Below are 10,879 nucleotides of genomic sequence, written 5' to 3'. Positions count from 1 at the left end.
AGTCTGCGAGGCCAGGGCGACTCGGGCTTGGGTTTGACGAAACGGTTCCAGTAAGGGTCGGGATTGTCGGGTTCGTCGGGTTCGTGAGGTCGATTCCAGCGGGATTCGGGCAGGTCTAACTCACTCGGCAGGTCCATGAACCTCTCCCAGTCGGGGTGCAGATTGGACTTACTGGGGTGGGTGGATATTTAGTGGGCGGCCAGCTGAGCGATCTGCTCGGCGCTCAGCACGCCGTCATACGTGCGGACGTCGTCCACGGCTCCTGGCCAGTAGCCGGTGAAGGCGCCCGCAGTCTTGGTCCGGCCCAGCTGCAGCGGGCCGGTGGCGTTCCACGCGCTCGCGTGGGACGTGATGGTGGTGGTCGAGAGCTGGCCGTTGATGTAGATGCGCAGCTCGCCGGCCAGCGCGTCGTAGACGCCGGCGACGTGCGTCCACTCCAGCGGGTTGGGGATGGCGTCGGAGCGGGTGCGTACGAGGGCGGCGGTGTCGGTGTCGGCGGCCCTCATGCCGAGGGTCCACCGCTGCTGTTCCTTGTCGAAGCCGAGCTGGAACCCGGCCGTCCGGCTGGGCCACGGCGGCGCTGTTGACCAGGTCGGCGACCTCGTCGGCGAACACACAATCTGCGGCTGTGCCCGCGGCGGTTCCCCAGGACCGAAAGACGTATGAGTGGGACCGCTTGTGATCATCAGCAGTCCCGCCCCAGGGGCATCGTCAGCCGCAGTGCACACCGCCCATCCAGCGTTTTGCGTTCTTGACACTTCCTTCTACATCGATGCACTTGCCGGGAGCCGAGGCCTGATGCCCACTTGCTTGTCGGTGGCGGTTCCCGCCGTGGAGCCGTAGCCGTAGGTGAGTGCGCAGTTCTTGCCCGAACTGGAGTTGTAGTAGACCTCCAGGGTGCCGACCCTGGTGCCGCTCTCCGGGATGGCGTACACGCCGACTCTGTTGTAGCCGCCGCCGCAGGGACCGGTCGCGCTGGCTGGGGCACCGAGGCCGGTGAGCAGGCCGCCTGCGATCAGCACGATCCCCGAAACGGCCGCCAGTTTGCTGGTCAACTACACGTCCTTCCGCTTGTGCGCCGTCCCCGACATGGGACGGCGACGTGGAACGCCGTGATCATCACGGGCAGGAGCGGGTCCGACAGGGGTGTGCGCGCACCAGGAACTCCTGGCTCCCGCCTCAGCGGGACGTCGTCAACGATACACGCTTTATGGAGCACGTGCTCTGTTATTCGGTGTCGACCCTGCGCGCCAGCCGGACTCCCGCCCCCTACTGACCGGTAACACGACAGTGCCTAGATTTTGTCTGCTTCCGTGGAGCGCGTCGCCGCAGGTCATCGCCATGGACGCGGCCCCGCTTACCTGAAGGCCTGCAAGGCATGGATCGCCCGGGGACGCGTGCCCGCGACCAAACCCGTGCTCACCCGCTACCTCAACGGCCCGGTGACACTCCCGGCGGCGGAGGAGGAAGGCTGGAGGACGCCATCGTCACCCCTCCCGGCATGGTCACCCGGATCGCCCTGCGCTTCGACGTACCACCGCCCATCGACGGCATCCCCGGCACGGGCACCTCGTTCCCCGCCACCTACATCCGGCACTGCCACACGCTGGAACACGAGGACAACGAGATCATGCGTCCCTGGCAGATCATCTCGTAGCAGCCCGCTCGCCGGACCGGCTCTCTACCGGGCGGCGTCCTGGAGGGCCTGGATCAGCGCGAGGGTGGCGGGTGGGTCGGGTGGATCGCCGTAGGTGACGGCGTAGAGCCGGCGGGTGAAGCCGGTGATCTCGGTGGCGTGGACGTCGGGCCGGCGGTGGGCTTGTAGCGCGAGTCCGGGCAGGGTGGTGACGCCTTTGCCGACGGCGACAAGGGCTTGCACGACGACCATGTCGTCGCTGAGTGATGCGATGCGTGGAGTGAAGCCTTTTCGCCGGCACAGGTTGATCAGCTCGTTCTGGCACCGTTCGCAGCCGCCGATCCATGCGGAGTGGCGATGGTTCGCGATGTCGTCGTCGGGTCGCCGGCTCACGAGGTAGACCGGGTCGTCGCCGATGTGGACCAGGCGGAATCCCTCGTCCTCCTCCTCGGCCGGAGCGCCGGCGTACCGGAAGATGAGGGCGACGTCGATCTCGCCCTGCCGCAACATCTGGAGCGCTTCGACCGGATGGCGGTCGATCAGGATCAGCTCAAGCCCCGGATGCGCCTGGTCCAAGGAGGCGGCCGCCTTCGGCACGATCGTGCTCAGCGGCGACGCGTTGGCGGCCAGCCGAACCCGTCCCGTCCGCAAACCGACCTGCGCCGCGAGCTCGTTGGTCGCCGCGTCGACCCGTCCCACGATCTCGGTGGCGCGGCTGGCCAGCAGTTGTCCCTCCGGGGTCAGTCGGATCCCACGACCCACCCGCTGGACGAGCTTGACACCCGTGGCCGCTTCGAGGCGGGACAGGTAATGACTCACCGACGGCTGCGAGTAGTGCAGCTCTCTCGCCGCTTCGGTCACGGACCCGTGTCGCGCCACGGCGGCCAGCACCTTGAGATGGACCAGGTTCAGCACATATTCAGAATATCCATATGAAGTTCGAAGTATTGGCATTAGACGTCATCTGCCGATCCGGCCATGCTCTCTGGTGAGGCGCCGGACAGCGGCGCCGAGCCGATACCGGAGGAACGATGAGCAAGCTCAGGTGTCACATCTCGATCTCACTGGACGGTTTCGTCGCCGGCCCGAACCAGAGCGAGGAGAACCCGCTCGGCGAGGGTGGCGACCGGCTCCACGACTGGGTGGTTCCGCTGGCCGCCTTCCGCCGAGCCCACGGCGGTCAGGGCGGCGAGGTGAACGAGAGCACACCGGTCTTCGAGGAGGCGATCGCCAACCTTGGCGCCGGCGTGATGGGCAGGAACATGTTCGGCCCCATCGGCGGTGGCGCCTGGGGCGACGGGCAGTGGAAGGGCTGGTGGGGTGAGAACCCGGCCTTCCACTACCCCGTGTTCGTCCTCACCCATCACTCGCGTGAGCCGGTGGAGATGGAGGGAGAGACCACGTACCACTTCGTCACCGACGGAATCGAGTCCGCGCTCGATCATGCGAAGAAGGCCGCCGGCGGCAAGGACGTCATGCTGTGGGGCGGCGGCCAGGTCGTTCAGCAGTACCTGGCGGCGGGACTGCTGGACGAGCTCGAACTGCACGTCGTTCCGGTGTTGCTCGGTGGCGGTTCTCGCCTCCTCGACAACCTCGGGGGCGCGAACGTACGGCTTGAGCAGATCCGGGCCGTCGAGGCGCCCGGCGTCACCCACCTCAAGTACCGGGTCTTGCCGGGTGCTTCATCATGATCGACGTAGCGATCATCATGGGCAGCACCCGCCCCGGACGCAACGGTGAGGCGGTCGCCGGCTGGGTCCATGATCTTGCGGTCAAGCGCGGCGACGCCAGGTTCGAGGTGGTGGACCTGGCCGACTTCCCGCTTCCACCCCTGGACGAGCCGATGCCGGCGATCACGGGCCGGTACACCCGGCCGCACACCCACACGTGGGCAGCCAAGATCGCCTCGTTCGACGCCTACGTGTTCGTGACACCCGAGTACAACCACTCGGCACCCGGCCCGCTGAAGAACGCGATCGACTTTCTGTACGCGGAGTGGACCAACAAGGCGGTCGGGTTCGTCGGCTACGGAAGCGCCGGCGGCGCCCGTGCCATCGAGCACCTGCGGCTGGTGATGAGCTGCCTTCAGGTCGCCCACGTCAGCGCGCAGGTGGAGCTGTCGCTGTTCACCGATTTCGAGGACTTCACGGTCTTCCGCCCGGCCGGACGCCACGAGGACACTCTCACCACCCTGCTGGACCAGGTCCTCGCCTGGAGCGCGGCGCTGAAGCCACTGCGGACAGGAGAGCGCTGTGAAGCCTGATCGCCTGCGGACGTTCATCGACGACGTAGGACTCGTGGTGAGCAGCACCGACGACGAGCACGAGATCACGGCGCGGGTCGCCGAGCTGCTGTCGGCTCTCCTGGCCGGCGGTTACCGGCTGCCGGTAGAGGCCACGCGAGCATCGTCCGCGCGTCACGTGACGTATCCGCTCTACATCGCTCCCGACGACAGCTGGTTGATGGCGTCGGTGGTCTGGGACGTGGGCCAGCGGACCGGCGTACATTCGCACGAGACGTGGGGGGTCGCCGGCATCTACGCGGGAGTCGAACACGAGTTCCGCTACCTCAAGCCGACGGCGTCCACCGCGGGCACGCCGCTGACGCCGGCCGGCGAAACGCGGTGGGCGCCGGGGCAGGTGACCGTCTGTTGCACCACCGACGACGATGTCCATGCCGTCGCTGCCGTCGGCAGCGAACCCACTGTCGGGATCCACGTCTACGGTGGCAACATCGGCACGATCAAACGCCGGTCGTACGACCTCGCCACCGGCGAAACCCAGTGGTTCGTCTCCGGCTGGGACAACCCCGAGGACGTGCCCCGGGACGCGCAGTAACCAGGACCACGGCCGGGATGAGCCTTCTCCCGTGCTCCGTGGTCGGCTGTGAAGCCGTAGGACGAGGCTGCAGTGCGGGCAGACCGGCACCCGCTTGGTTGCCGGCAACCGCTCGCCCAGGGCCTTCTCCTGCGCGCGCCGCTCTTGGCGATCTGGTCGATGTCCCGCGAACGCAACAGTGCCCGGTTGGCCTGGCCGACTGGCTCCCCATCGAAGCCTCCACCCGGACCCGTACTGCTCCGTGTCCGGCATCACCACCACGGCCACCGCCACAAGGAGGCGGCGAGCTGGGAAAGGGGGACACCTTCTTCGAGGTGGGGCCGAAGCAGCCGCCGGCGCTCGATCGCCGCCCGGCGTTGCGCGTCGCTGAAGCCCGTCAGCGGGGCGAGGCCACCCTCTGATGCGGCTGTAGCCATCAACCGTCCCCTTCTGACAGACATGACCTCACTGCGCCGGCCCCGTTCGCCGGCCTTACATCGAGGGTTCCACCTGCTGACTCCGGCGTCATCTCGTCCAGCAGCCGGGGTTCCATGAGACGCTCTTGTTGCCGGAATACGTCCCCTGAGTGGTGTCGGCGACCTCGATGTGTCCGTCGGCGTACTTGTAGACCAGCTTGACCTGGTACGTCTGCACGATCATGGAGATCAGCGCCGAACGGTTCGGACCGGCGGGCATCCAGTACGTGCATTTCGACTTCAGGACTCGGGGAGTCCCCTCCCCATAGGACTGCGAACGGATGTGCGTTGCCGCGGTGGCGTTGTACGCGGTGCCAAGGCCCTTCGCCCACGGGTTGAGCGACACACCGCTGCTGACGTATGTGCACACCTGGTAGTTGCCGGCGTTCCGGTAAATGCTGCCCTCACCGGCCGCCACTCCATAGATGTCCGTGTCGGTACAGGATTCGTAGTAGGGCACGGAGCCAGTGGCCGTCAGCTCGACCGTGATCGACTCGACCGTGGTCGACGGCTCGTCGGCCACGGCCGCGGTCGGTACGCAGAACAATGCCGCGGTCATCACCGCTGCGGCCGCGCCGGCACGCGCTGCCGTATTGAAGTTCATCTGATCGTCCTTTCCTCACGAGTGTCCTTACGACATGTCCGGCCCTGTTGAGAAACCGTTCCAAGGTCCGGTCTCTTGCGGAAGCGGTGTCCTCAGTGCCTGCTTGACAGTAAGGAAACGGACTTGGAAAGCACCTGAAGCTGCTCTCCCAGAACATGGGGACAACTTGGATACGACTTGGCGCGCGCCCTGCCCCACCGCGATCGCGGAACCCGGCGACCGACACCACGCACGACGGCCGGGGTTGGCGCCGCAGGCGTGCGCACGTCATAGCGAGGTGGTCGCGGGCGCAGTGAAGGTTGGCTCTCCGGGAACGTGGGGCGCCCTTCATCCAGAGGAAGGAGCCCGGCTTGAGGGCCTCGCGGCGGATCCGGCACACAGCGAAGTAACAGGTCAACTCCCTGATACGGGCGCACAGGCGGCCGCCGAGATAGAGGTTCAGCGCGGTGTCGTCCTTGCGGGCGAATTGTCGAATGGTGGTGCTCCGGCCAGGGCTGAAGGCAGGATCCGGAGGAGACCTCGACCCCAAGTTCCGCCGCGCCCGGGTCCCGGCAAGGGCGGCACCATCGTGTACGTGCACGGGGCCACCGCCACCGCCCGCCTGCAGCCCCGCCTTCCCCAAGGCCGCACACGCGGGCCGGTGTTCCTGGCCCACCGGCGCGCTCCTGCCTCCGGGGGCCGCGCGCCCGCGGCCACTGACATCTGGCCCATCACCGGCCGCGGCCGCCTGTCCAACCCGCGCCGAGCATCTGTTCAAGACCGCCTCCGCCGAGCTCGACCCGCACGGCGACGGCTGAACGCTGCACCGGTTGCGTCACTCGGCGCTGACGCACCTGGCCGCCACCGGCCGCACCGCGCCCCTAGCAGCTTGTCAGCACCCGGCACCGTCTGACGGGTCACGATCGACGCCATGATGTCGCGGTGGTTTTCCCGCAGCGGAGTTCCTCCGCCACGAGCTTCCCAACCGTCCGGAACCGGAAGGTTCGTTGTGGATTCGTGCGGGACGTGGATGGGAATCTCCCGGCGGATCGGGCACAAGAGCGGCGGCCCCGCGAAGACCTTGAGATGAGGCAGATGAGCACCATGGCGACCGACTACGACAGCCCACGCAAGACGGACGACGACTCCGGGGAGGACAGCCTCCAAGAACTCCAGACCCACCGCGCCAACGCCTCCTCCGGCAGCATCGATGTCGATGAGACCGAACTGGCCGAGTCGATCGAACTGCCTGGCGCGGATCTGTCGGACGAAGAGCTGTCTGTGCGGGTGATCCCGCCTCAGGCCGACGAGTTCACCTGCTCGCGCTGCTTCCTGGTGCGCCACCGTAGCCAGCGCGCCGCCGGGAAGAACGGTCAGCAGATCTGCCTGGAGTGCGCCGCCTGACCGAGACGACGATGAACCCACGTGCGCGTCGCCCGCAGCCGCTGTTCTTGACTCGGTGGCGGTGAAGAACGATTCCACATCCAGCGCGGAGCGGGGCCCAGCAGGCGGGCGAGCTCGGCGATGGATCGCATGGGTGGCGCGCCGCAGGCGCGCCTGTGCCGGTAGCCCTGTGGTGTGTTGCGTCAAGCTCACCAACGCTCGCGGCCGGTGCAGCGGTCAGACGGTGTCGAAACTCGCATACAAGCGTTGCCGCTCTGCGTACATGGCCACGTGATTGCTCCGCGAGCTCTGGACCGTCGTCTGCATCGGCTCGATCGCCAGCGGCGAGGTGTCCACTGTCCTGTCCCTGGGAGGCGGCTCACATGATGCTGCGGCCGGGTGTCAGAGCTGAGTCTGGCCGCCGTCGACGACGAGGTCGGCTCCGGTGGTGAAGCGGTTGTCGTCGGCGGCGAGGAACAGCGCGGCGGCGGCGATCTCCTCGGGCCGGCCCATGCGGCCCATGGGGACCGTGGCGGTCAGGGCAGTGCGCAGGGCTTGGGGGTCGTCGGCTGCGTCGAACGCGGGGGTGTCGATGGCTCCGGGGCTGATCGTGTTGACCCGGATACCGCGGTCTTTGAGCTCGCTCGCCCAGGTGCGGGAGAAGGAGCGCACGGCGGCCTTGGCGGCGTAGTAGGCGGTGTAGTCGGGCGTGCTGTCCATGTGCCCGCCCGAAGAGATCAGGATGACCGAGCCGTGGTCATTGAGCAGCCCGAGCGCCTTCTGCACGGTGAAGAACGTGCCCCGGGCGGTGACGGCGAAGACCCTGTCGAAGTGCTCGGGGGTGGCTTGGGCCAGGGTGGCCTGCTCGCCATGGGCGGCGTTGGCGACGATGACGTCGACGGAGCCCCTTTCGTCCTTGACCTGCTGCCACAGGCGGTCGAGGTCCTCCAGGCGGGAGATGTCGCCCTGCACGCTCGTGACGTTGCGGCCGATCTCGGCCTGGGCCTTGTCGAGCTCCTCCGCACGGCGGCCGGTGATGTACACATACGCGCCTTCGGCGACGAACGTCTTGGCGGTCGCCAGGCCGATCCCGCTGCTTCCTCCGGTGATGACCGCGGTCTTGCCGTTCAGCTTGCCCATGAGGGACACTCCTCACTTTTCATGTAGCGATCGCTACGGTGGTGGGTTTGTTGCGCTCTGTTGCCGTGGGGCCGGCTGCTCGCCGGCGGTGTGCACCCGGCGTCGTCCCCGGCCTCGCCTCTTCAGGCCGCTTGCCTGCCGGCTGCCGTGCTGGTCACCAGGCGACCGGCAGCCGGTGAGGGCCGAAGGTGATGGTGTTGTTGCGGAAGGTGATCTGCTCCAGCGGCACCGCCAGCCGCAGGCCGGGCAGCCGGCGCAGCAGGGCGGGCAGGGCGATCTGCAGTTCCACGCGGGACAGGGGCTGGCCGAGGCACTGGTGGGTGCCGTAGCCGAAGGCGAGGTGGCCGCGGGTGTTGCGGTCGGGGTCGAAGGTGTCGGGGTCGGCGGAGAAGGCCGGGTCGCGGTTGCCGGCGGGCAGGCTCATGAGCACGGATTCACCGGCCTGGACCAGCTGCCCGCCGATGGTGACGTTCTCGGTGGCGACGCGCAGCACCCCGTCCTGGACGATGGTCAGATAGCGCAGCAGTTCCTCGGCCGTGTTCGCCACCACGGCCGGGTCGTCGGCGGCGCGGAGGCGGTCGAGCTGCTCCGGGTTCTCCAGCAGGGCCAGGGTGCCGAGGGCGATCATGTTGGCCGTGGTCTCGTGCCCGGCGACCAGCAGCGTGATGCCGTTGGACACCACGCTCTCGCGGCTGAGCTCGCCCGCGGTGACCCGCTGGAGCTGCCGGCTGATCAGGTCGTCGGCGGGCTCGCGTTCCTTGCGTGCCAGCAGCTCGTGCAGGTAGCCGGCCAGCGCCGCGGCGGCGGCCTGCTGTTGCTCTTGCGTGATGTCGGCCGTGACGATGGTGGCGCTGTGCTCCTGGAAGAAGGCGTGGTCCTCGTATGGCACGCCGAGTAGCAGGGAGATCACCATGGACGGGATCGGGAAGGCGTAAGCGCTCACCAGATCCGCCGGCGGTCCCTGGCTGATCATCTGCTCCAGGAAATGGTCGACCTGCTCCTGGATCGGCGAGCGCAGCCGCTCCATCTGCTTGACGGTGAACTCGCCGGTGAGCATCCGGCGCAGGCGGATGTGTTCCGGGTCGTCCATCCGGATGAAGGCCTGGGCCACGTCCGGGCCGGAGGCGTTCGGGATGGGAAAGCCGGGCGTGCGGTCGTCCGCGCTGAGCCGCGGGTCGCTCAGAGCGGCCCGGATGTCGTCGAACCGGGTTGCGATCCACATCGGCCGGCCGCGCCACAGCGCCCGCCGCAGGCCCTCGCCGTCGCGCCAGTCGGCGTAGGCGGCCGGTGGTCGAAGGGACAGCGCCCGGATCGCACGCCGGGGTAGGGCGGCAGAGCGGTGCGGTCGGTGCGGTCGATGGGGTCGGTCGCGTCGGACGCCGTGGTCATGGATCGCTCCTTGCACGAGAAGAAGAGGGGAAAGCGGGGGAGGGGGTGTCACGCGGCGGCCGTGCCGGAGACGGCCGTGTCCCAGGCGACGCCGGAGGCGATCAGCGCCCGCCAGGCGCGCAGCACCTTGGGCGGCTTGCCCACGGCGAGCACGCCGGTGAGCCGGTCCGCGCGGCGGTAGAGCACCAGGAGCCGGCGCTGCGTCACACCGCTGTCCAGGACGAGCGCTTCGTCGTGGCCGCGCAGGTATCCGTGGGCCTGGACCCTGGTGCCGTACTGGTCGGACCAGAAGTACGGCACGGGCGCGCATGGCCGCTGGGCCTGCGGGGTGAGCAGGTTGTGGGCGACGGCGAGGGCCTGCTCAGCGGCGTTGGTGCGGTGCTCGACGCGCATCGTCGTGCCGAACAGCGGGTTGTGCCAGCACGCCACGTCCCCGACGCCGTACACGCCGGGCGCGGCCGCGCCGTAGCGGTCGCACACCAGCCCGTCGCCGACGGTGAGAGCGCTGTCGGCCAGCCATTCGGTGTTGGGCACCGACCCGACGGCCACCAGCACGTCGTCGGCCGGCAGTACGCTCCCGTCGGCCAGGGCGACACCGGCGACCTCACCACCGGACTGGAGCACGCCGGCCACCCTGATGCCCGTGCGCACCCGCACGCCCTGGTCACGATGAAGCCGCGACAGGAACCGCCCGGCCGGCTCGCCGACGGCCTGCGCCAGCGGAACCGGATCGGCCTCCAGCAGCGTCACCTCCACCCCGAGCCCCCGCGCGACGGCGGCCACTTCGGCACCGAGGAACCCGGCGCCGACGACCACCAGCCGCCGCCCTGCGCGCAGTCGCGCCTTCAGCGCCAGCGCATCGGCCAGGGTGCGCAGTGTGTGCACCCCGGCCACGCCTTCGGTGCCGGACAGCCGGCGGGCCCGCACGCCGGTCGCCACGACCAGCGAGTCGTACGGCAGCTGGGTGCCGTCGGCCAGCAGCAGCGCCTGGGCTGCGCTGTCCAGCCCGGCCGCGCGGACTCCCAGCCGCAGGTCCAGGTCCAGGGCGTCGATGTCGGCCTGCCCGCGCAGGGCGAGCCGGTCCGGCTCCCACGCCCCCGTGAGGATCTGCTTCGACAACGGCGGCCGGTCGTAGGGCAGGTGCCGCTCGTCTCCCACGAGCGTGATCACCCCTTGAAAGCCGCCCCTGCGCAGCGCTTCCGCTGTGGTCAGCCCTCCGGCCGACGCACCGACCAGCGCGATCCGGTTCACGACTCCGCCAGGTGGATGGCGGCGGCCGGACAGGCCAGGGCCGACTCGCGGACGGCCTGGTGCAGGCCGGGCTCAGGTGTCTCGGTGAGCAGGGCGACCATGCCGTCCTCGTCGCGCTGGTCGAAGACCTCGGGTGCGATCAGGAGGCACTGCCCGGAGGCCAGGCACTTGGGTTCGTCGATGGTGATCTTCATGTGGGTTCTCT

General features: G+C 68.7%; 13 protein-coding genes. 5 read left to right on the top strand and 8 right to left on the bottom strand.

The annotated features are described in order from the left end of the window. Positions 1-188: 188 nt before the first annotated feature. Together AB0J87_RS60645 and AB0J87_RS60640 are read right to left on the bottom strand one after the other, a co-directional pair. Positions 189-617 carry a LamG domain-containing protein gene (locus AB0J87_RS60645; protein ID WP_363984586.1) on the bottom strand — a complete coding sequence of 143 codons (429 nt, stop codon included), beginning with the start codon at positions 615-617 and terminating at the stop codon, positions 189-191. Between the two features lie 147 nt (positions 618-764). Then, a complete protein-coding gene (locus AB0J87_RS60640) occupies positions 765-1,055 on the bottom strand; it encodes a hypothetical protein (RefSeq protein ID WP_363984585.1) in 291 nt (96 codons plus the stop codon). Between the two features lie 446 nt (positions 1,056-1,501). On the opposite strand from AB0J87_RS60640, the gene AB0J87_RS60635 reads away from it, so the two are divergent. Next, complete coding sequence (locus tag AB0J87_RS60635) at positions 1,502-1,657, top strand: hypothetical protein (protein ID WP_363984583.1); 156 nt, start codon at positions 1,502-1,504, stop codon at positions 1,655-1,657. 24 nt (positions 1,658-1,681) lie between these two features. Here the strand turns inward: AB0J87_RS60635 and AB0J87_RS60630 are convergent, their stop codons facing one another. After that, positions 1,682-2,551, bottom strand: coding sequence for a LysR family transcriptional regulator (locus AB0J87_RS60630; RefSeq protein ID WP_363984581.1), 870 nt, complete (start codon positions 2,549-2,551; stop codon positions 1,682-1,684). A 116-nt stretch (positions 2,552-2,667) separates the two neighbouring features. On the opposite strand from AB0J87_RS60630, the gene AB0J87_RS60625 reads away from it, so the two are divergent. Genes AB0J87_RS60625 through AB0J87_RS60615 form a run of 3 tightly spaced genes read left to right on the top strand, consistent with a single transcriptional unit; the run spans position 2,668 to position 4,473 of the window. Further along, positions 2,668-3,327: a dihydrofolate reductase family protein gene (locus AB0J87_RS60625; RefSeq protein ID WP_363984579.1), complete on the top strand. Its 660-nt coding sequence runs from the start codon at positions 2,668-2,670 to the stop codon at positions 3,325-3,327. Then, positions 3,324-3,899, top strand: coding sequence for an NAD(P)H-dependent oxidoreductase (locus AB0J87_RS60620; protein WP_363984577.1), 576 nt, complete (start codon positions 3,324-3,326; stop codon positions 3,897-3,899). The genes AB0J87_RS60625 and AB0J87_RS60620 overlap by 4 nt, the downstream gene beginning before the upstream one ends. Beyond that, positions 3,889-4,473 (top strand): hypothetical protein, encoded by a 585-nt coding sequence (locus AB0J87_RS60615; RefSeq protein WP_363984575.1) that lies wholly within the window; start codon positions 3,889-3,891, stop codon positions 4,471-4,473. The genes AB0J87_RS60620 and AB0J87_RS60615 overlap by 11 nt, the downstream gene beginning before the upstream one ends. A 504-nt stretch (positions 4,474-4,977) precedes the next feature. Here AB0J87_RS60615 and AB0J87_RS60610 read toward each other — a convergent pair. Further along, positions 4,978-5,532 carry a hypothetical protein gene (locus AB0J87_RS60610; RefSeq protein ID WP_363984573.1) on the bottom strand — a complete coding sequence of 185 codons (555 nt, stop codon included), beginning with the start codon at positions 5,530-5,532 and terminating at the stop codon, positions 4,978-4,980. A gap of 1,083 nt (positions 5,533-6,615) precedes the next feature. On the opposite strand from AB0J87_RS60610, the gene AB0J87_RS60605 reads away from it, so the two are divergent. After that, positions 6,616-6,915 carry a DUF4193 domain-containing protein gene (locus AB0J87_RS60605; RefSeq protein WP_363984571.1) on the top strand — a complete coding sequence of 100 codons (300 nt, stop codon included), beginning with the start codon at positions 6,616-6,618 and terminating at the stop codon, positions 6,913-6,915. 381 nt (positions 6,916-7,296) lie between these two features. On the opposite strand, the gene AB0J87_RS60600 is transcribed toward AB0J87_RS60605, so the two are convergent. The 4 genes from AB0J87_RS60600 to AB0J87_RS60585 form a co-directional block, all read right to left on the bottom strand. Then, on the bottom strand, positions 7,297-8,034 hold the full coding sequence (locus AB0J87_RS60600; RefSeq protein WP_363984569.1) for an SDR family oxidoreductase: 738 nt from the start codon (positions 8,032-8,034) through the stop codon (positions 7,297-7,299). Between the two features lie 154 nt (positions 8,035-8,188). Continuing rightward, complete coding sequence (locus AB0J87_RS60595) at positions 8,189-9,256, bottom strand: cytochrome P450 (RefSeq protein ID WP_363984568.1); 1,068 nt, start codon at positions 9,254-9,256, stop codon at positions 8,189-8,191. A gap of 215 nt (positions 9,257-9,471) precedes the next feature. Next, positions 9,472-10,674: an FAD-dependent oxidoreductase gene (locus AB0J87_RS60590; RefSeq protein ID WP_363984566.1), complete on the bottom strand. Its 1,203-nt coding sequence runs from the start codon at positions 10,672-10,674 to the stop codon at positions 9,472-9,474. Next, complete coding sequence (locus tag AB0J87_RS60585) at positions 10,671-10,868, bottom strand: ferredoxin (protein WP_363984564.1); 198 nt, start codon at positions 10,866-10,868, stop codon at positions 10,671-10,673. The genes AB0J87_RS60590 and AB0J87_RS60585 overlap by 4 nt, the downstream gene beginning before the upstream one ends. Between the last annotated feature and the right edge of the window lie 11 nt (positions 10,869-10,879).

The organism is Nonomuraea sp. NPDC049625, from assembly GCF_040675285.1.
In the GTDB taxonomy this organism is placed as follows: domain Bacteria; phylum Actinomycetota; class Actinomycetes; order Streptosporangiales; family Streptosporangiaceae; genus Nonomuraea; species Nonomuraea angiospora_A.
The sequence above is the reverse complement of the archived record's forward strand: the minus strand, read 5'-3'. Positions and strand labels throughout refer to the sequence as shown.